The sequence below is a fragment of the Cryobacterium arcticum genome, from assembly GCF_001679725.1.
Taxonomy (GTDB): Bacteria; Actinomycetota; Actinomycetes; order Actinomycetales; family Microbacteriaceae; genus Cryobacterium; species Cryobacterium arcticum_A.
On record NZ_CP016282.1, the window covers coordinates 470003 to 490222 of the forward strand.

At 68.4% G+C, this 20220-nt stretch carries 17 protein-coding genes, 1 tRNA gene and 1 other RNA gene; 13 read left to right on the forward strand and 6 right to left on the reverse strand.

All coding sequences use genetic code 11. From position 1 onward, the window contains the following. Positions 1 to 116 precede the first annotated feature (116 nt). Positions 117 to 956 carry a hypothetical protein gene (locus PA27867_RS02150; protein WP_066592560.1) on the forward strand — a complete coding sequence of 280 codons (840 nt, stop codon included), beginning with the start codon at positions 117 to 119 and terminating at the stop codon, positions 954 to 956. 9 nt (positions 957 to 965) lie between these two features. Here PA27867_RS02150 and PA27867_RS02155 read toward each other — a convergent pair whose 3' ends face one another. Next, positions 966 to 1556 carry a hypothetical protein gene (locus PA27867_RS02155; RefSeq protein ID WP_157109083.1) on the reverse strand — a complete coding sequence of 197 codons (591 nt, stop codon included), beginning with the start codon at positions 1554 to 1556 and terminating at the stop codon, positions 966 to 968. Between the two features lie 156 nt (positions 1557 to 1712). On the opposite strand from PA27867_RS02155, the gene PA27867_RS02160 reads away from it, so the two are divergent. Genes PA27867_RS02160 through PA27867_RS02170 form a run of 3 tightly spaced genes read left to right on the forward strand, consistent with a single transcriptional unit; the run spans position 1713 to position 4010 of the window. After that, positions 1713 to 3068, forward strand: a complete 1356-nt coding sequence (locus PA27867_RS02160) for a TrkH family potassium uptake protein (RefSeq protein ID WP_066592565.1) — start codon at positions 1713 to 1715, stop codon at positions 3066 to 3068. Between the two features lie 49 nt (positions 3069 to 3117). Beyond that, a complete protein-coding gene (locus PA27867_RS02165) occupies positions 3118 to 3774 on the forward strand; it encodes a potassium channel family protein (protein ID WP_066592567.1) in 657 nt (218 codons plus the stop codon). Then, positions 3771 to 4010 (forward strand): hypothetical protein, encoded by a 240-nt coding sequence (locus PA27867_RS02170; protein WP_066592573.1) that lies wholly within the window; start codon positions 3771 to 3773, stop codon positions 4008 to 4010. The genes PA27867_RS02165 and PA27867_RS02170 overlap by 4 nt, the downstream gene beginning before the upstream one ends. Positions 4011 to 4292: 282 nt before the next feature. Here PA27867_RS02170 and PA27867_RS02175 read toward each other — a convergent pair whose 3' ends face one another. The 3 genes from PA27867_RS02175 to PA27867_RS02185 form a co-directional block, all read right to left on the reverse strand. After that, entirely contained in the window at positions 4293 to 5612 is a 1320-nt protein-coding gene (locus PA27867_RS02175; protein ID WP_066592583.1) for an RNA polymerase sigma factor, read from the reverse strand. Further along, positions 5594 to 5971 carry a YciI family protein gene (locus PA27867_RS02180; RefSeq protein ID WP_066592586.1) on the reverse strand — a complete coding sequence of 126 codons (378 nt, stop codon included), beginning with the start codon at positions 5969 to 5971 and terminating at the stop codon, positions 5594 to 5596. The genes PA27867_RS02175 and PA27867_RS02180 overlap by 19 nt, the downstream gene beginning before the upstream one ends. Before the next feature lie 112 nt (positions 5972 to 6083). Next, positions 6084 to 7514 (reverse strand): MFS transporter, encoded by a 1431-nt coding sequence (locus tag PA27867_RS02185; protein WP_157109084.1) that lies wholly within the window; start codon positions 7512 to 7514, stop codon positions 6084 to 6086. A gap of 83 nt (positions 7515 to 7597) precedes the next feature. On the opposite strand from PA27867_RS02185, the gene PA27867_RS02190 reads away from it, so the two are divergent. Beyond that, positions 7598 to 8746, forward strand: coding sequence for a hypothetical protein (locus PA27867_RS02190; protein WP_157109085.1), 1149 nt, complete (start codon positions 7598 to 7600; stop codon positions 8744 to 8746). A gap of 255 nt (positions 8747 to 9001) precedes the next feature. Here PA27867_RS02190 and PA27867_RS02195 read toward each other — a convergent pair. Continuing rightward, a tRNA-Ser gene (locus PA27867_RS02195) sits at positions 9002 to 9089 on the reverse strand. 120 nt (positions 9090 to 9209) lie between these two features. Here PA27867_RS02195 and ffs point away from each other — a divergent pair. The 7 genes from ffs to PA27867_RS02225 all read left to right on the forward strand — a co-directional run bounded on the left by ffs (position 9210) and on the right by PA27867_RS02225 (position 17920). Further along, positions 9210 to 9306, forward strand: an RNA gene (ffs, locus tag PA27867_RS02200) — signal recognition particle sRNA small type. A 168-nt stretch (positions 9307 to 9474) separates the two neighbouring features. Beyond that, on the forward strand, positions 9475 to 11949 hold the full coding sequence (locus PA27867_RS02205) for a phosphoketolase (RefSeq protein WP_066592591.1): 2475 nt from the start codon (positions 9475 to 9477) through the stop codon (positions 11947 to 11949). Positions 11950 to 11951: 2 nt separating this feature from the next. Continuing rightward, positions 11952 to 14168 (forward strand): phosphate acetyltransferase, encoded by a 2217-nt coding sequence (pta, locus tag PA27867_RS02210; protein ID WP_066592595.1) that lies wholly within the window; start codon positions 11952 to 11954, stop codon positions 14166 to 14168. Continuing rightward, positions 14165 to 15358: an acetate/propionate family kinase gene (locus PA27867_RS02215; protein ID WP_066592599.1), complete on the forward strand. Its 1194-nt coding sequence runs from the start codon at positions 14165 to 14167 to the stop codon at positions 15356 to 15358. The genes pta and PA27867_RS02215 overlap by 4 nt, the downstream gene beginning before the upstream one ends. Before the next feature lie 1146 nt (positions 15359 to 16504). Continuing rightward, a complete protein-coding gene (locus PA27867_RS02220; protein WP_066592602.1) occupies positions 16505 to 16915 on the forward strand; it encodes a YccF domain-containing protein in 411 nt (136 codons plus the stop codon). A gap of 149 nt (positions 16916 to 17064) precedes the next feature. After that, positions 17065 to 17190, forward strand: a complete 126-nt coding sequence (locus PA27867_RS21290) for a hypothetical protein (RefSeq protein WP_257784141.1) — start codon at positions 17065 to 17067, stop codon at positions 17188 to 17190. A 217-nt stretch (positions 17191 to 17407) separates the two neighbouring features. Next, positions 17408 to 17920: a CinA family protein gene (locus PA27867_RS02225; protein ID WP_084020564.1), complete on the forward strand. Its 513-nt coding sequence runs from the start codon at positions 17408 to 17410 to the stop codon at positions 17918 to 17920. Positions 17921 to 18028: 108 nt separating this feature from the next. On the opposite strand, the gene PA27867_RS02230 is transcribed toward PA27867_RS02225, so the two are convergent. After that, complete coding sequence (locus tag PA27867_RS02230; RefSeq protein WP_066598843.1) at positions 18029 to 19021, reverse strand: LacI family DNA-binding transcriptional regulator; 993 nt, start codon at positions 19019 to 19021, stop codon at positions 18029 to 18031. 219 nt (positions 19022 to 19240) lie between these two features. Here PA27867_RS02230 and PA27867_RS02235 point away from each other — a divergent pair, with 219 nt between their 5' ends. Continuing rightward, complete coding sequence (locus PA27867_RS02235) at positions 19241 to 20167, forward strand: carbohydrate ABC transporter permease (protein ID WP_066592606.1); 927 nt, start codon at positions 19241 to 19243, stop codon at positions 20165 to 20167. Positions 20168 to 20220: the final 53 nt, after the last annotated feature.

Below are 20220 nucleotides of genomic sequence, written 5' to 3' on the forward strand. Positions count from 1 at the left end.
TACCCGGCGAGCGCGGTCGACCGCACGCGCGGGCGCCGGCCGGGCGCGACGGCGCAGCATCCGGGTGGCCGGGTCCCACTCTCGATCTCGGGCCCGCGGTGTGGTTCACTCGTCCCATGAGCGTTGATCCAGCGGCCGTGGCCGAGGCCTACCGGCGGTATGACGAGGCCGCCCGGGCGGCCGGCGTGAGCGTGCGGATGGCCGAACCACGCGACCTGGCCAGCATCATCGGGCTGTTCGAACGCACCTGGGGTGTCGGCCGCAGCCCGGACCGGGCCATGCTGCTCGCGCTCGACTACGCGGGCAACACCGTGCTACTGGCCACCGAGAAGGGCAAGACGGTGGGCGCGACACTGGGGTTCCTGGGCTGGACCGACGGCGTGCACCTGCACTCCCACATGGCCGCGGTGGTGCCGTGGCATCGCGGCGGCGGGGTGGGCTTCGCGCTCAAACTCTTCCAGCGCGCCGTCTGCCTGGAGCAGGGCATCACCGAGATGCGCTGGACCTTCGACCCGCTCATTCGCCGCAACGCGCACTTCAACCTGGTCAAGCTCGGCGCCGAGGTGACCGGGTTCCTGCCGGACTTCTACGGCCGGCTCGACGACGTCATCTCGGGCGCCGACCACAGCGACAGGTTCGAGGCACGGTGGGCGCTGGGCTCCGCGCGGGTGCGGCGCGCGCTCGACGGGCGACCGGCGCCGCACTGGCGGGCCGAGGGCTCCTGGGCTCTCGACGCGGACTTCGAACGGTTGCGCGCCGATGATCCGGCCGCGGCCGCGGTGCGCCGCGAGGAGTCCCGGGCCGTGTTCGCTGACGCGTTCCGGCGGGGGCTCCGGCCGGAGGTGACCGGCCACAACGACTACGTGTTCACGGCGGATCCGGGCGACCGGGAGCCAGGCGACCCGGAGCCGACCGACGCGGGCGCCGGGCACCGCGACGGTGACGCATCCGTCTGACGCGAGCGACTAACTACCCAGGTCAGCGCCCAGATCCGTATCGGGCCGAGTGCGCCCGGTGAGCCGGCGCTCGAACCAGTACAGCAGCTCGGGGCGCAGCCGGTTGAGCTCGGACAGCGTCATCGGGTCCGGCACGCGCACGACCGGTACGCCCAGCTCGTCGGCGACGGTGTCCATGGCGCCGCGGGAGTAGAACTGGCCGCGCATCCGCACCAGCAGCTCACCGCTCTGGCCGGTGACGAAGAGCTGTGGTTGGCTGTCGACCGTGCCGCTCTGGTACAGCTCGAGCAGCACCACGCTGGAGATCTGCTCGGAGGGAAAGCTGGTGTGCCGGCCGAAGAAGCCGCGCTCGGAGACGCCGGTGTCGTCGACCCAGATGCAGGTGCGGAGGAATCCGAGGATGCCGATTGCGGCGGCAAGCATGACCGCCAGCTGGGCGGCGGCCACGGGGAGCCATTCTCCGATGGGGATCGTGAGCCAGTAGAGAACCGCGAAGACGGGCGCGAAGAAGGCGACGATCGAGAGGGTCGTCTGGCGCAGCAGATGCCCGTGCGGCCGCAGCACCTGCGCGCGCACAGGCCGGCCCGTGATTTTCCCCACCCTTGTTCCCCCTCGCCGGTGTCTTGTTGAGTATGCCCCATGACCCGGCACCCCAGTAGACACCGTTCGGGGGCCATTCGGCGTCGCGACAGGCCGCGTACGGCCGGGCTCCCGGCCGTGCGGTGCGGCCCGTAGAGTGTCAGAGTGAACCCGCGGATGACGAATGGCCGGCGCCCAGCCGGGCCGAAATTCCGCCTGCATCCGGCTCAAGCCGTGGCAACCGGGTTCGCGCTCACCGTTCTCATCGGGACCGGGCTGCTGTCGTTGCCCGTGGCCAAGGCCGGTCCGGGCGGTGCCTCCTTCGCCGAAGCGATCTTCACCGCGACATCCGCTGTGTGCGTGACGGGCCTCACCGTCGTGGACACCGCGACCTACTGGACGCCATTCGGTCAGGTTGTGATCCTGCTGCTCATCCAGGTGGGCGGGTTCGGCGTGATGACGTTCGCGTCGGTGATCGGACTGGCCGTGGTGCGCCGGCTGTCCCTGCGCTCCCGGGTGACCGCGGCATCCGAGGTGCGCAGTGTGGGCCTGGAGGACGTGAAGGGCCTGGTTCTCGGTGTGGTCACGATCTCCCTGGCGGTCGAGATGATCGTTGCGCTTCTCCTCAGTCTGCGGTTCCTCGTCGGGTACGGTGAGCCGGTTGGCCGGGCGATCTGGCTCGGGGTGTTCCACGCGGTGTCGTCGTTCAACAACGCCGGGTTCGCGCTGTTCACCGACAACCTGATGGGCTATGCCGTCGATCCGTTTATCTGTCTGCCGATCGCAGCCGCTGTGATCCTCGGCGGGCTGGGATTCCCTGTCATCGTGCAGCTGCGCAAGCATCTCCGGTCTCCGCGGCAGTGGACCATGAACACCCGCATCGTGCTGGCCGGCACGGTGACCCTGCTGGTCGCCGGAACCGTGTACATCACGGCCGTGGAATGGTCGAACCCCGCCACGCTCGGTCCGCTGGACTGGCCGGCGAAGGTGTTGGTCGGGTTCTTCCAGTCGGTGCAGACCCGCACAGCCGGATTCAACAGCATTGACGTCGGAGCGATGGACTCGGCCAGTCTGCTCGGCATGGACGTGCTCATGTTCATCGGAGGCGGCCCCGCCGGCACCGCGGGCGGTATCAAGGTGACGACGTTCGCCGTGCTGTACTTCATCCTGGTTGCCGAGATCCGCGGCGATGGAGTCGTGAACGTGTTCGGCAAGCGGCTCTCCCGGGCCGTGCACCGGCAGGCCATCACCCTGGTGCTCCTGGCCGTTTTTGTCGTCACGGCATCCACGGCGGCCCTGATGCTGATCACCGACATCGGCCTGGACGCCCTGCTGTTCGAGACCATTTCGGCTTTCGGCACCGTCGGTATGTCCACGGGGATCACAGCGGGGTTGCCGCCGGCAGGCCAGGCGATCCTGATCCTGCTGATGTTCATCGGCCGGCTCGGCCCCATCACCTTCGCTTCGGCGCTCGCCCTGCGTGAGCGCCCTCCCGCATACGAGTTCCCCAAGGAGAGGCCGATCATTGGCTAGTTTCAGGTCGTCAGCGTTCTCATTGTTCAACCAGCGCCAACCGGCGCGGATGGCTGAGGAAGACTCCGTCGTGGTGATCGGCCTGGGCCGGTTCGGCAGCGCCCTCGCCCTCGAGCTGATGGAGAGCGGCACCGAGGTGCTCGGCATCGACGGCGACGAGGAGATCGTGCAGGCGCACAACCGCCTCCTCACCCACGTGGTGCGTGCCGACTCCACCAAGGAAGAGACGCTGCGGCAGCTCTCCGTGCCTGAGTTCAGCAGCGTGGTGGTCGCCATCGGCGGCGATATCCAGGCGAACATCCTCACGGCGTCGCTGCTGCTCAAGCTCGGCATCCCCAACATCTGGGCCAAGGCGGTGAGCGAGCCGCACGGCGAGATCCTGCGCCAGCTGGGGGTGAACCACGTGATCTACCCGGAGAAGGACATGGGCAAGCGGGTCGCGCACCTGGTGCGTGGGGTGATGCAGGACTACATCGATATCGGCGAGGATTTCGCTCTGGTGAAAACGGCTCCGCCGCGGGAGATCCTCGGGCTGCCGCTGAGCCAGACCAAGGTGCGCACCGTGCACGGGGTCACCGTCACCGCTTATCACCGCCAGGGTCAGGGCTGGAGCTACACCACCATGGAGACCGTGATCGAGGAGGGCGACATCATCCTGGTCGCCGGGTCCACCGAGCGGGTCGAGTCGTTCAGCCGGTTGCGATGACGAACCCCGCCCGCGACTTCCTGGCCGGCGCGGAGCTCGGCACCCGCGTCGTCGTGCGCACGCGCATCGAGGGCGGGTACACGGATGCGCTCGGCTACCTGCGCTCCTGCGATCTCACCCACTGCTCCGTGGAGACCAAGCGGGGCACGGTGTCGCTCGCGCTCGCCGAGGTCGTCGCGGCCAAAGAGGTTCCGCCGCCGCCCCCGCCCCGCCCGCGCCGCCACGTCGGCGACTAGCGCCGCTCTGGTCCGCGTCCACCTCGTTGGCCGAGCTTGTCGAAACCCGGTGACGTGTCTGCGAGAGTCGGCCGCGTTCCCGACATGCGTGCAGAGCGAGCCCCGTCGCTGCTCGAGCCTGTCGAGACCTCGTGACGTGCGTGCATGTCGCGCCCACTCGCTGGTCGAGCCTGTCGAGACCTCGTGACGTGCCTCGAGATCTGCTCACCGGGTCTCGACAAGCTCGACCGACGGAGAGGTCGCGACCAGCGCACGGGTCGCGCACCGCAGACTGACCGCGGCTCAGCCGGGCGGCAGGGCCCCGGCCCGCTGCCGCAAGGCCGCGCGCAGCCTTTCGTCACCGGCCAGGTCCACGGCGCGCTCGTATGCGGCGCGAGCATCCGCCACCCGCCCCGCCTCGGCCAGCAGGTGCGCGCGGGTGGCCCAGAGCGGCTGGAACGTCCCCGCCTCCGGACGGTCCAGGGCCAGCACGTCGAGTACAACGAGGCCCGCGGCCGGGCCGTCGGCCTCTCCGAGCACCGCGGCCAGCGCCACCCGGGCGCCCACGGTGGGGGAGAGGCGCACGAGCGCCGTGTGCAGGGTTTTCAGCGCCGCCCAGTTGGTCACCCCGGAACGGGCCCGGTCGCAGTGCGCCGACTGGATAGCCGCCTCGAGCTGGAATCGACCGACCTGGTGCAGGGCCTGCGCGCGCCGGAGATAGCGCTCGCCGCGCGCGATGAGGGCGGCATCCCAGCGGCCCGGATCCTGGTCGTCGAGGGCGACCAGCTCACCCGCGGACCCGGCGCGGGCCGGCATCCGGGCGATCGACAGGGCCACCAGGGCGGCCAGCCCGAGCACCTCCGGCTCGTCGGGGAGCAGCGCGGCGAGGGTCTCGGCCAGGTACAGCGCCTCGCCGGCCAGCGAATCGGGCGTGTGGCGGGCATCCGCCCCGGCCGTCGGCCAGTCGATCGCATACGCACCGTACACGGCCTCGAGCAGCGCGGGCAGGCGCTTCGGCAAGTCGGTCATCGACGGCAGCACGAACGGGATGCGGGTGTTGCGGATGCGGCGTTTGGCCCGCACCAGCCGCTGCGCCATGGTCTGCTCCGGCAGGGCGTAGGCGGCGGCGATGTCCGCCGCGGTGAGCCCGAGCACGGTGTTCAGCATCAGGGGTGTGCGGATGCCGGGGTCGATGGCTGGATGGGCGCAGACGCAGAGCAGCTCGATGCGCTTGTCGGGGATCGCGTCGGCGTCCAGCGCCTCGAGGGCAGCGAGGGACGGGGCACCCGGGCTCAGATGGTCGGCGGGGGCGAGCGGACCGTTCCCGGTCGGCGCGGTGCGCTCCAGAGTGCTGTCATCCAGGGGGGCCCGCAGCCGCACCGCGGCCGATTTCCACAGATCCTTGAGCCGGTTGCGGGCCACGGTGAGCAACCATCCCTCCGGGTTGTCCGGCACGCCGTCGCGCGGCCAGGTGATGAGGGCGCGTTCGAACGCATCGGCGAGCGCGTCTTCGGCCGCGGCGAGGTCCCCTGTGGGCGCAGCGAGCACGGCGACCAGACGGCCGTAGGAGGCGCGGGCGGCGAGCTCCGCCCGCGCCCGGGCGGTCAGGCGACCTGGTGCCATTCGCCTGCGGTGAAGATGATCGCCGAGGGCCGCACCTCGACGGCACCGTACTGCGCTGCCGGGCATTTGCCGGCCCAGTCGAGGGCGGCGTCCAGATCGGGCACGTCGATGACGAAGGTGCCGTTCAGGCGCTCCTTGGTGTCGGCGAACGGTCCATCCTGGATCTGTAGCGCACCATCCCGCTGCGACACCGTCGTCGACGAGGCGACCGGCTGCAGGATGTCGGCCGACACGAGCACCCCGGCCGCGTCGAGGGCCTTGGCGTAGGCGTCGAACGCGGCCCGACCCCATTCCATGTCTTCTTCGGTGATGCCGGCGTCGCCGGATTCCTGGCTGATGACGAGGAGTGAATACTGCATGAGATGTCCCTTCCAAGCGTGATTGATACTGACACCCCTGTGACGACTGAGCCAGCCCCCGATCGACATCCGCGCCGCAACTGCAGCCCATGCGGAGATGTTGGGCGTGGGGTCAGGCGGGCGTGGCCTCGGTGGCGGGAGCGTCGAGGGCGGGGGTGTCGCGGCCGACCCGGCCGGCCAGGAGCAGTCCGCCGATCGCCAGCAGCGCGGAGAGGGTGAACGAGGCCGTGTAGGTGGCCGTGCCGCCCAGCGGGGTGACCGCCACGAACACCACGGCGGTGGCCGCGAGCGCCAACGCGGCGCCGATCGAGTCCGCGATGAGCAGCGCGGAGGAGTTGAACCCCTGCTGGTCGGGTGCCGAGAGCCGCAGCACCCGCCCGCTCTGCCGGGGAACAAGCGTGCCCATGCCCGCTCCGGCGACGGCCCAGCCGCCGATGGCCAGCGCCGCCGGCAGGCCGCACGCCGCGGTCAGCGCGGATGCGACGATCGCCACAAGCAGCAAAGCACTACCCAGGCGCATGCTGCCCTGGTCGCTCAGCACCGTGGCATAGCGGCCCTGCAGCCACGACGCGGTGGCCCAGGTGATGCCCGCGCAGGTCAGCGCGAGCCCGGCCAGCACGGGGGAGAGCCGGTACTCCCCGGTCAACAGCGCCGGCAGGTACACCTCGGTGGAGAGGAACGCCCCCGACACCAGGCCCCGGATGCTCATCACGACGGGCAGGCCGCGCCGACCGCTCAGAGTTCCAGCGGGCAGCAGGGGCCGAAGCGCCACCCCGGCGAGAACGAACGCGAGCCCGGTTCCCGCCCAGAGCAGGGCGCCGGGCAGCTGAGCCGCCAGGGATGCGCAGAGCACCGCCGCCGCGGCGCCGAGCGACCACAGCGTGCGCGACAGGCGCCAAGGCGCCCGCACCGTCGCCGGCCGCTCCCGTTCGGCCTTCGCGACGGAGACCAGGCCGGGCCGCAGCATCACCAGGGCGGCCAGCACGAGCACCACCACGCCCAGGAACACCCAGCGCCAACTGGTGAGCTCGACCACCACGCCCGCAATGAACGGGCCGATCAGCGACGGAATCACCCAGGCCCCGGCGAAGGCGCCGAAGATGGCCGGATGCATCCGCTGCGGGTAGACCCGCGCCACGACGACGTACAGCGACACGCTCAGAGCGCCGCCGCCGAGGCCGTGCACCAGACGGCCCACGATGAGGGCGGGCATGGATGCGGCGGTGCCGGCGATAACCAGGCCCACGACGAACAGCGCCACGGCCGTGATCACCACGGGAACCGGCCCGGAGCGGTCCGCCCAGTTGCCCGCGGCGACCATGCCCACGACCCCCACGGCGAGCGGGCCGGAGAACGCCAGGGCGTAGAGAGACGCGCCGTTCAGCGCCGCGCTGATGGTGGGCATCACGGTGGTCACGGCCAAGGCCTCGAACGCGGCCAGGAAGATCAGCGCGAGGATCCCGACGGTGACCCAGACGTACTCCTTCGCGAAGATCGACGGTTGGCGGGGCTGGGCCTGGGTCGGGCTCGTCGAATGCGGCACGACAGTGATCGTACGACCTCAACGGCACTTGAGGTCAAGGTGATCAATTTCTCCTGATCAGAGTCGATCCCGGAATCGCTAGAATGCGGATTGCCACCCCGGCCGAGGGGCGAGTGACGCAGACGAGAAAGATCCGTGACCCGCATGTGCAGTTCCGCCCGTTCGGCCGCAAACGCAGCCGCGACACAATCGAGTTCAATGGTCGCTGCGCACGAGAACGCAATGGGCGCACCGTGACCGAGAGGGTATATTCGAGCGGCGTCGCCGGTCGCCTTGCCGCCCTTGTCGGTGGCGTGATTGCAGTTCCCCTCGCCGCGGTCGCGATTCCCCTCATCGTGTTGCAGCAGATGCTCAACATCAGAAACTCACAAGTCCTGATTGCCGTCTGCGTGAGCATCCTCGTGATCGGCGGACTGTGGGTGCTCCTGCACGTCTTTGTGACCGGGCCGATTCGGTTCGAAACCGACGCTCAGAGCGTGCGTTTGCGGCGTGGCTTGCGGATCACCAATGAGTGGCAGCGGGCGAGCACCGAGTTCGCATCCCTCGTGACCCGCCAGAGCACGAACGGCATCCCGAGCGGCTCGACGCGCACCATCTATGCGACGACCGCGCACGAGCGCGTCGAGGTGCCGGCTCGCTGGTTCGGCACAGCGCGATTCAACGACCTGATGGCCGATCTTGCCCCGCTCTCTGCCGAGGCGCCGAGTATGACCCTCGGCGAACGGTCACACACATTCGAGCTCGATCCGAGCGCTTCGAGGCTGCAGGGTACCCGCCGATCCGTTGTGATCGTGGTGCTCGCCGGTTTCCTCCTCTCGCTCGGTGCCGTGGCTTTCTTTCTCGTCACTGACCCGTTCGCCGACCCGGTGGCGCTGGTTTTCGTGGCGGCGGTCGGCATTCTCGTCGCCCTGGTGGTGCTCATCGTTGTCGCCGTGGGCCGCCGGCGCGCGGCGGGCATCCCCCGATCGATCTCCGTGACGACATCGACTCTGCAGGTTGGCGACCAGGTCCTGTATTACTCGCAACTCGCGAGCATCGAGCTCACCCCGCCGAGCTATAGCGGCCGAACTCGCCGGCTCACGGTCGTCGAGAACGGCGGCACGCGAACCTCGTATTCGCTCGGCCCTGGTGCCAGTGTGGTGGGCGTGCCGGTGTTCGAGGACTACGCCGATTTCGTCGACATGCTCGGCCGCGTCGCGCCTGCCGGCGTCGTGCGCTTCGACCTGCGGTAGGGCCGAGCGGCCTTAAACGGAAACGCCCGCGCGATGGCGGGCGATTCACTGGCGGAGAATGGGGGATTCGAACCCCGGATGTGGGCATTGTGCTTTCACCCAGCACGCCGCTCTCTTAAACGGAAACGCCCGCGCGATGGCGGGCGTTTCATTGGCGGAGAATGGGGGATTCGAACCCCGGATGTGGGCATTGTGCTTTCACCCAACACGCCGCTCTCTTAAACGGAAACGCCCGCGCGATGGCGGGCGTTTCACTGGCGGAGAATGGGGGATTCGAACCCCCGAGGGCTTTCACCCAACACGCTTTCCAAGCGTGCGCCATAGGCCACTAGGCGAATTCTCCTGAACCGGTCGATTCGTCAAGACAACGACCAGGGAAAATCTTACCTGCTTCTGAGCGCTCCCGGTGACACGTCGATCGGCAGCCGGGTTTGGGGGCTGGCCCGAGACGCCCTAAACTGACAATGGCTCCTCGCGTGGCGCTATCTCAGCCAACTCCCCCAGGACGGAAACGTAGCAAGGGTAACTGGGCTCTGGTGGGTGCGCGAGGAGTTTTACTTTGCCCGCGGCGAGCACCGCAGCCGGCCCGGCGCGCAGGCCGCAGGCGAATCGCTCAGCCTAGCCCTCTCCAACGTCCTCATGCGGGACTAACGTCCCCTGCGCTGCATCCGGGCACTTCCTAGACTTGAACAGCGCCAGTGGCGCCCATAGAGCACCTGGAGTCCGTGATGGTTCAGTCGTCCAACGCCACCTCATCATTCACCTGGCCCAGCCGCCTTCCGCACAGCCTGAGCGCCGAAGCTCTCGCCAGTGTGGATGCCTGGTGGCGCGCTGCCAACTACCTCTCTGTCGGGCAGATCTACCTGCTCGACAACCCGCTGCTGCGCGAACCCCTCACCCGGGAGCACATCAAGCCGCGCCTCCTCGGCCACTGGGGCACCACCCCGGGCCTCAACTTCCTCTACGCGCACCTGAACCGGGTCATCCGCGAACGCGAGATCAGCACCCTCTACATCACCGGACCCGGCCACGGCGGGCCCGGCATGGTCGCCAACGCCTACCTCGACGGCACCTACTCCGAGATCTACTCCGGCATCGACCAGTCCGTCGACGGCGTCAAGGGCCTGTTCCGCCAGTTCTCCTTCCCGGGCGGCATCCCCAGCCACGCGTCACCCGAAACCCCCGGGTCCATCCACGAGGGCGGCGAGCTCGGCTACGCGCTCAGCCACGCCTACGGCGCCGCGTTCGACAACCCCGACCTGCTCGTCGCCGCCGTGATCGGCGACGGCGAGGCCGAGACCGGCCCGCTGGCCACCAGCTGGCACTCCAACAAGTTCGTCAACCCGCTCGAAGACGGCGTCGTGCTGCCGATCCTGCACCTCAACGGCTACAAGATCGCCAACCCCACCGTGCTCGCCCGCATCCCCGAGCACGAACTGCTCGACCTCATGCGCGGCTACGGTCACAACCCGCACATCGTCTCCGGCGGTTTCGACGGCGAAGACCCCCTGGCCGTGCACCAGCGCATGGCGCAGACCCTCGACGAGGTGCTCAACGAGATCGCCGCGATCAAGCGCGCCGCCCTCGCCGGCAGCACCGACCGGCCGCGCTGGCCGATGATCATCCTGAAGACCCCCAAGGGGTGGACCTGCCCGCCGGTCATCGACGGTGTACAGGTGGAGGACTCCTGGCGCTCGCACCAGGTGCCGCTCGTGAACGCCCGCGACACCCAGTCGCACACCGATGTGCTCGAGTCCTGGCTCAAGTCGTACCGGCCTGAAGAGCTCTTCGACGAGGCCGGTGCCCCGGTGGGCATCATCTCCGCCCTCGCCCCGCACGGCGACCTGCGCATGAGCGCCAACCCCGTCGCCAACGGCGGGCTGCTGCGCCGCGACCTCAAGCTGCCCAACTTCCGCGAGTACGCGGTGGATGTGCCGTCCCCCGGCGCCACCGTCGACGAGGCCACCAAGGTGCTCGGCACCTGGCTGGCCGACGTCATCCGCGACAACCCCGACAACTTCCGCATCTTCGGACCCGACGAGACCGCATCCAACCGGCTCGCGCCGGCCGTCTACGCCGCCACCGACAAGCAGTGGAACGCCGAATACATCCCCGAAGACACCAACCTCGCCCGCGCCGGACGGGTCATGGAGATGCTCAGCGAGCACCAGTGCCAAGGCTGGCTGGAGGGCTACCTGCTCACCGGGCGCCACGGCCTGTTCAACTGCTACGAGGCGTTCATCCACATCATCGACTCGATGTTCAACCAGCACGCCAAGTGGCTCAAGGTCACCCGGGAGATCCCGTGGCGCCGTTCGATCTCGAGCCTGAACTATCTGCTCTCCTCCCACGTGTGGCGCCAGGACCACAACGGCTTCAGCCACCAGGACCCGGGCTTCATCGACCACGTCGTGAACAAGAGCGCGGATGTCGTGCGCGTCTACCTGCCGTTCGACGCGAACACGCTGCTGTCGATCTACGACCACTGCCTGCGCAGCGTCGACTACGTGAACGTGGTCGTGGCCGGCAAGCAGCCGGCACCGAACTGGCTCACCATGGACCAGGCCGTCGCGCACTGCGAGCGGGGCCTGGGCATCTTCGAGTGGGCCGGCACCGAAGAGCCCGGCACTGAACCCGATGTGGTGCTCGCCGCCGCCGGCGAGGTGCCCACCCTCGAGGTGCTCGCCGCCGCCAAGATCCTGCGCGAGGCCATGCCCGACCTCAGCGTGCGCGTGGTCAACGTGGTCGACCTGATGCGCCTGCAGTCGGAGGACGACCACCCGCACGGCCTGAGCGACCGCGAGTTCGACGCTTACTTCACCGCCGACAAGCCCATCGTGTTCGCGTACCACGGGTACCCGTGGCTGATCCACCGGCTCACCTACAAGCGCCACGGCCACTCCAACCTGCACGCTCGCGGGTACAAGGAGAACGGGACGACGACGACGCCGTTCGACATGGTCATGCTCAACGACCTCGACCGGTACCACCTGGTGATGGATGTCATCGACCGGGTGCCCGGACTCGGAGCCCGTGCCGGACTGCTTCGCCAGCAGATGCAGGATGCCCGCCTGCGTGCCCGGCAGTACACCCGCGACCACGGGGAAGACATTCCCGAGGTCACCGACTGGGTATGGGCTGGGAACGATGCCGCGGCAGCCGCCGCGCGCGCACTAGACACCACCGGCGGGGATAACGTATAACCGTGGCTCGAAGCATTTACATCACCTCCGCCGAGGGAAATACCGGCAAATCTACTATCGCGCTCGGCGTTCTCGACACCCTGTTGCACTCCATCGAGCGCGTGGGCGTCTTCCGCCCCATCGCCCGGTCCAAGCACAAGCCCGACTACGTTCTCGAGCTGCTGCTGAACCACCTGCAGGCCGGCAAGCCCGCAGGCACCAACCCGGCCACCCAGCCGGCGCTCACCTATGACGAGTGCGTCGGCGTCACCTACGACGACGTGCACGCCGACCCGGATGCCGCACTCGCCCGCATCGTGGCCCGCTACAAGGCCGTCGAAGCGCAGTGCGACGCCGTCGTGGTGATCGGCAGCGACTTCACCGACGTCGGCAGCCCCACCGAACTGGCCTACAACGCCCGCATCGCCGCGAACCTCGGTGTTCCGGTGCTGCTGGTGCTCGCCGGCCGGGTGGGCTTCGGCCAGGGCGAAGGCCTCAGCCAGAGCGACCAGCTCGGCCAGAGCGAACCGCGCACCAGTGACGACATACGTCAGCTCACCGATGTGGCGCTCACCGAACTGCAGTCCGAGCACGTGTCGCTGCTCGGCGTCGTGGTCAACCGCGCCGACCCCGAGAACCTCAACGGCCTCATCGCCGCGGTGCGGGAGGGTGTCGACAACCTGCCCGACACACCGGATGCGATGCACGCCGCCGTCGTGCCCGTCTGGGCGATCCCCGAAGACGCGTTCCTCGTGGCCCCCAGCATGAAGACCATCCTCGAAGCCACCCACGGCACCCTGGTGCAGGGCGACCCCGAACTGCTCTCCCGCGAGGCGCTCAGCGTGGTCGTTGCCGCCATGTCGATGGTCAACGTGCTGCCCCGCCTCACCGAGGGCGCCGTCGTCGTGATCCCCAGCGACCGCCCCGAGGTGCTGCTGGCCGCCCTGATGGCCAACTCCTCCGCGACCTTCCCGTCGCTGGCCGGTGTCGTGCTCGTCGGCGGTTTCCCGCTGCCCGAGTCGATCGAACAGCTCATGAAGGGCCTCGCCCCGTCGGTGCCCATCATCCGCACCGACCTGGCCTCCTACGAGGCGGCGCTGCGCATCACGCACACCCGCGGCCGCCTGGCCGCCGACTCGCAGCGCAAGCACGACACCGCCCTGGCGCTGTTCGAGCAGCACGTCGACGGCGGCGCCCTGCTCGACCGGCTCAAGGTGAGCCGCGCCGACGTGGTCACCCCGCTCATGTTCGAGTACACCCTGCTCGAGCGCGCCCGCCAGAACCGCATGCGCATCGTGCTGCCCGAGGGAGACGACGACCGCGTGCTCCGCGCCGCCGCCACCCTGCTGGCCCGCGACGTGGCCGACCTGATCATCCTCGGCGAGGAGTTCGAGGTGCGTTCGCGCGCCATCGGCCTCGGCCTGGACCTTGCCAAGGCCACCGTCGTCAGCCCGTTCGACGACGTGCTGCGGATGCGCTTCGCCGAGGAATACGCGCGCCTCCGCGCCCACAAGGGCGTCACCATCGACCAGGCCCGCGACGTCGTCACCGACGTCTCGTACTTCGGCACGATGATGGTGCAGCTGGGCCTGGCCGACGGCATGGTCTCCGGCGCGTCGCACACCACGGCGCACACCATCCGCCCGAGCTTCGAGATCATCAAGACCCGCCCCGGCGTGTCCGTGGTCTCGAGCGTGTTCCTGATGGCCCTGGCCGACCGGGTGCTCGTCTACGGCGACTGCGCGGTCAACCCCGACCCCACCGCCGCCCAGCTCGCCGACATCGCCATCTCGGCGTCGGAGACGGCGCTCGAGTTCGGCATCGAGCCGCGCATCGCGATGCTGTCGTACTCCACCGGCATCTCGGGCAACGGCGCGGATGTCGAAAAGGTGCGGGAGGCCACCGCCATCGTGCGCGAACGCCGCCCCGACCTGGCCGTCGAGGGCCCGATCCAGTACGACGCCGCCGCTGACGCGGCGGTGGCCGCGGCGAAGATGCCGGACTCCGACGTGGCTGGTAAGGCCACCGTGTTCATCTTCCCCGACCTCAACACCGGCAACAACACCTACAAGGCAGTCCAGCGCAGTGCTGGCGCCGTGGCGATCGGCCCCGTCCTGCAGGGCCTGCGCAAACCCATCAACGACCTTTCCAGAGGAGCCCTCGTGCAGGACATCGTGAACACCGTGGCGATCACCGCCATCCAGGCCGCATCGCTCGCAGCGGTGGTGGCAGCCGTATGACCGCCATCCTCGTCATCAACAGCGGTTCGTCCTCGTTCAAGTACCAGCTGATCGACATCGACACCGAGACCGAACTGGCCGGCGGACTCGTCGAGCGCATCGGCGAGGGCACCGGGCACGCCCGCCACACCAACACCGCCTCGGACGCGGGCCGCCAGGAGCAGAACCTGCCGATCCCCGACCACACCGCGGGCTTCGCGCTCATGGTCGCCGCGTTCGCCGAGCACGGCCCGCAGCTGGCCGACGCCAACCTCATCGCCGTGGGTCACCGCGTCGTGCAGGGCGGCAGCATCTTCACCGGTCCCACCGTGATCGACGATGCCGTTCAGCAGCAGATCACCGACCTGGCCGACCTCGCCCCGCTGCACAACCCGGCGCACGTGCAGGGCATCATCGCGGCCCGCTCGAACTTCCCCGACGTGCCGCACGTGGCCGTCTTCGACACCTCGTTCCACCAGAGCATGCCGGCCGCCGCGTACACCTACGCGATCAACACGGCCCTCGCCGCGGAGCACAGCATCCGCCGGTACGGCTTCCACGGCAGCTCGCACAAGTTCGTCTCCGAGGCCGCAGCCGAGTTCGTCGGCCGCCCGCTCGCCGAGCTGAAGACGATCGTGCTGCACCTCGGCAACGGTGCGTCGGTCTGCGCCGTCGACGGCGGCAAGTCCATCGACACGTCGATGGGCCTCACCCCGCTGCAGGGGCTCGTCATGGGCACCCGCTCCGGCGACATCGACCCCGCGGTGCTGTTCCACCTGCACCGCAAGGCCGGCATGTCGATCGAACAGCTCGACACCATGCTCAACAAGGAGAGCGGCATGCTCGGCCTCACCGGCAACGGTGACATGCGCGACGTCGAAGACGCCGCCGTGGCCGGCGACGCCGTGGCCCAGGCCGCGCTCGACGTGTACTACCACCGCATCAAGGGCTACGTGGGCAACTACATCGCCCAGCTCGGCGGCCTCGACGTGATCGTCTTCACCGCCGGCGTCGGCGAGAACTCCGGCATCATCCGCGAGGGCGCCCTGCGCGGCCTCGAGGGCCTCGGCATCGAGATCGACCCGGCCAAGAACGACCCGTTCTCCCGCGTCGCCCGCGTCGTATCGACGGATGCTTCCCGCGTCACCGTGCTCGTCATCCCCACCAACGAGGAGCTCGAGATCGCCCGCGAAACCCGCGCGGTCATCTAACTCCTTCGCAGCACCACCTCATGTGCGGACATCCCGCCTTCGTTGCCCTAACGAAGGCGGGATGTCCGCATTTCAGTACCCCGACCGCCGTGTGTGTCGCACCCCCACGCCGGTCGTGACCGCGGTCGCGAGCGGCGTCCACGGATCGTCCCGCGGGGTCTCGACAGGCTCGACCGGCGGTTGGGCTGCGTCGCGCTGTCGGGTTCGGGCGGATGCGTGTGTGTCGTGCCCCCACGGTGGTCGAGCTTGTCGAGACCCGGTTCGGATTGCGGGGTCTCGACAGGCTCGACCGGCGGTTGGGTTGAGTCGCACTGTCGGGTTCGGGTGGTTGCGTGTGTGTCGTGCCCCCGCGGTGGTCGAGCTTGTCGAGACCAGGTGACGTGAGTGTGTGTCGTGCCCCCGCGGTGGTCGAGCTTGTCGAGACCAGGTGACGTGAGTGTGTGTCGTGCCCTCACGGTGGTCGAGCTTGTCGAGACCCGGTTCGGCTTGCGGGGTCTCGACAGGCTCGACCGGCGGTTGGGTTGAGTCGCGCTGTCGGGTTCGGGCGGATGCGTGTGTGTCGTGCCCTCACGGTGGTCGAGCTTGTCGAGACCAGGTGACGTGAGTGTGTGTCGTGCCCCCACGGTGGTCGAGCTTGTCGAGACCCGGTTCGGCTTGCGGGGTCTCGACAGGCTCGACCGGCGGTTGGGTTGAGTCGCACTGTCGGGTTCGGGTGGTTGCGTGTGTGTCGTGCCCCCGCGGTGGTCGAGCTTGTCGAGACCAGGTGACGTGAGTGTGTGTCGTGCCCTCACGGTGGTCGAGCTTGTCGAGACCCGGTTCGGCTTGCGGGGTCTCGACAGGCTCGACCGGCGGTTGGGTTGAGTCGCGCTGTCGGGTTCGGGCGGATGCGTGTGTGTCGTGCCCTCACGGTGGTCGAGCTTGTCGAGACCAGGTGACGTGAGTGTGTGTCGTGCCCCCACGGTGGTCGAGCTTGTCGAGACCTGGTTCGGCTTGCGGGGTCTCGACAGGCTCGACCGGCGGTTGGGTTGAGTCGCACTGTCGGGTTCGGGTGGTTGCGTGTGTGTCGTGCCCTCACGGTGGTCGAGCTTGTCGAGACCAGGTACGTGAACACAGGGTTACCCCGATCGCCGCGAGTAGAATTCCGGCGTGCGCACCCTTCTGAACATCATCTGGCTCGTGCTGAGCGGCTTCTGGCTGTTCCTCGGCTACGTGGCCGCCGGTGTTGTGCTCTGCATCCTGATCATTACGATCCCGTGGGGCATCGCCTCGTTCCGCATCGGCGCCTACGCGCTCTGGCCATTCGGCCGCACCGTGGTCGCCAAGCCCACCAGCGGCGCCTTCTCGTTCCTCGGCAACGTGATCTGGGTCATTCTTGCCGGCTGGTGGCTGGCCCTGGCGCACATCGTCTCGGGTATCGCGCTCTGCGTCACGATCATCGGCATCCCGATGGGTATCGCCGACTTCAAGCTCGTGCCGGTCTCGCTCGCGCCGCTCGGCAAGGAGATCGTGCCGGTCGGCACCGGCGAGTTCGATCGGGCCCGCGCCCGCCAGGCGTGACTCAGTCCGCCCGAGTTCTTTCCGTCCGAAAGCGTGACACATCCGCGGTTCACCCCGTCTGACAGGTAACCCGCTTTTGCATGAGAGCCGCCCCTGGCGGCACCGGCCAACGTCCAGCTCCCGGTCGGCCGGCATCCCGAGGAGGATACATGACCAGTCAGAGCAACACTCCTCCGCCCGTATCCCCGAGCTCCGACCCTGTGAAGCCCGACGAGGTCGACCCGGAGACGGGGACCGATCCTGAGGGCAAGCCCGTCGAGAACCCGTCCGGCTGAAACGGCCGGCCGGGAGACCGCATCTCCGCACCCAACCCCCGGAGCGGTGCAGGGCGCTCAGGCGCCGCCCGGGGTCGATAACGCATGCCGGCGTGACGAATCCCGGTCACGACCCGTCTTAGAGGTACGGAGCAGTTCGGGCGGCTTCGATCGTTTCTCAGTGTGGAGGACAAGTGCCTAGACCATTCGTGCGCGGGCCGAGCGTCACGGCCGCGAGATGACATCCATTCTGCAAGCAAGCATGCCCAGTGGTGTGGAGCAACAACAGGCCCAGATAGCCGAGTTGGCGCGCCGGATCGGGCAGTTGGCCTCGGCGGACCGCATGACCGTCGTCGTCGCGGAGTCCCTGACCGCCGGTCGGATCTCCCAGGCGCTCGGGGCGGCGCCGGACTCCTCGACGTGGTTCGGTGGTGGCGTCATCGCGTACCAGCCGTTCACCACGTACCGGCTGCTCGGCGTGCAGCCGGGACCGGTGGTGTCCGCGGAATGCGCGGAGCAAATGGCCAAGGGTGTGCTCGAAAGCGTCGGGGCGGATGCGAGCGTGGCGGTGACAGGTGTCGGCGGACCGGGAGCCGAAGAGGGGCAGCCGGCCGGCACTGTGTTCATCAGCGTCGGTACCCGCTGTGGGGTGCGTTCATTCTCGTACCGGTTCAGTGGCTCACCGGAGACCGTCATCGCTCTCACGACCATCCGGGCGCTGACCCACCTCAAGAACGTGCTCCTGGACTAGACGCCGCGTTCCGCGTGCGTGAGAGCGGGGAAATGGTTGCTTCGCGAGGGTTGTAGCAGTCTTATGGCCGCTTTCGAGGGCGGGCGACCGGGGTGCCGGGGTCGTCGGTCAGCGCGCGGGCGGGGGAGCGGTGCTGGCGCGCACCACGAGGTGGGTGGGCACGATGGTGGTGCCGGGGCCCACGGCGGCGGGGGAGTCGATCTGGCGCAGCAGTTTCTCGATGCAGAGCCGTCCCACCTGGCCGAAGTCCTGGTGCACGGTGGTCAGCGGCGGCCAGAAGGCATCCGCCTCGCGCATGTCGTCGAAGCCGACCACGCTCACGTCGGCCGGCACCGAGCGCCCGGCCTCGTGCATGGCGCGCATGACCCCGAGGGCCATTTGGTCGTTCGAGGCGAAGATCGCGGTGACCGACGGGTCGGCGGCAAGGGTGACGCCGTGCCGGTAGCCGCTCTCGGCGTTCCAGTCGCCCTCGAGCACGGGCGGCACCGGTGCGTCGGCTGCCTTGAGCGTGGCGCGCCAGGATGCCGTGCGTCGCCCGGCCGAGAATGACGACTCGGGTCCGGCGATGTGCCAGACCGTCTTGTGCCCGAGGTCGAGCAGATGCTGGGTGGCCAGCCGGGCGCCCTCGGTCTGGTCGGTGTCGACCACCGTATAGCGCTCGCCCGCGTCGGAGTCGACGATCACGACCGGCAGCCCGGTGGGCACAGTCACGTCGATGCGATCCAGGATGTGCGCTTCCATGATGATCACGATGCCGTCGACGGCCTGCTCGGCGAGCCGGTTCACCGCACCGGCGACCGCGCCCTGGGTGGGCAGCGCCACGGGGATCAGGGTGATCGAGTAGCCGGCCTGGGCGGCGGCCGTGGCGACGGCGTCGAGGGTGCGCATGTTGCCGAAGCTGGACAGGGTGAACATGATCACGCCGATAGTGCTGAACTTGCCCGACTTGAGCGCGCGGGCGGCGCTGTTGGGCCGGTAGCCGATGTCTTCCATGGCCGCGAGCACCCGGTCCCGGGTATCAGCGTCGACGTTGCTGCGGGCGTTGACCACCCGGGAGACCGTTTGCGAGGAGACGCCGGCGAGCGCCGCCACATCCGCCATCGACGGCAACCGCACCGCCCGCGCGGGCGAGGCCTGGCGCGCGTCGTCGGAACCCGTGCCGTCGGTGGGGCGGATCGTTGCCACGTGCTCTCCAGAGTCCCGGAAAAGTTTCCGTATGTTTACGTAAACATGCTAGCGTGCTTACACGTCATGTTTACGTAAACATGATTCCCGAGTTTCACCATCCACCGCATCACCTCCCGAGTCAGAGAAACAGGCATGACGACGCTGTCAACACTCCCCCCTAGTGGCCAGACACTGCAGAGTTCCCGCAAGCACGTTCAGAAGCGCGACTGGACCGGCTGGAAGTTCATCGGCCCGTTCATGATCGTCTTCGCCCTAGTGCTCATCGCCCCGGTGCTCTACTCGATCTACCTCAGCTTCTTCAAGGACCAGCTCGTCGGCGGAAACTCCTTCGTCGGCTTCGAGAACTACGGCCAAGCGCTTTCCGACCCCAAGTTCTGGGAGTCCATGGGCCGGGTCACCCTGTTCTTCGTCGTGCAGGTGCCGATCATGCTCGGCATCGCCCTGTTCGCCGCCCTCGCCATCGACAGCGCGCGCCTGCACCTCTCCAGCTTCTTCCGCATCGCGATCTTCCTGCCCTATGCGGTTCCCGCCGTGGTCGCCACCCTCATGTGGGGCTTCATGTACGGCACCAAGTTCGGCCTGGTCGGCAACCTCAACGACTTCTTCAGCCTGTCCATCCCCGACCCGCTGTCCGGCAGCTGGGTGCTCGCGTCGATCGGCAACATCGTCACGTGGGAGTTCATCGGCTACAACATGATCCTGTTCTATGCGGCCCTCCGGGTGATCCCCACCGACCTCTACGAGGCCGCGTCGCTCGACGGCGCCAACGCGTTCCGCATCATCCGCAGCATCAAGATGCCGGCCCTGCGCCCCGCAATCGTGATCGGCGGCATCTTCTCGGTCATCGGCAGCTTCCAGCTCTTCAACGAGCCGAGCATCCTGCAGTCGCTGGCCCCCAACACCATCTCCACCTACTTCTCGCCGAACATGTACGCGTACAACCTGTCGTTCTCCGGCCAGCAGTACAACTACTCGGCAACCATCGCGATCATCGTCGGCCTCATCACCGCCGTCATCGCCTACATCGTGCAGAACTCCGGTTCCAGGAAGGAGGCCTGAGATGTCGACGACTGACCAGACCCACGCACCCGTCGACAAGGCGAAAGCCCCGC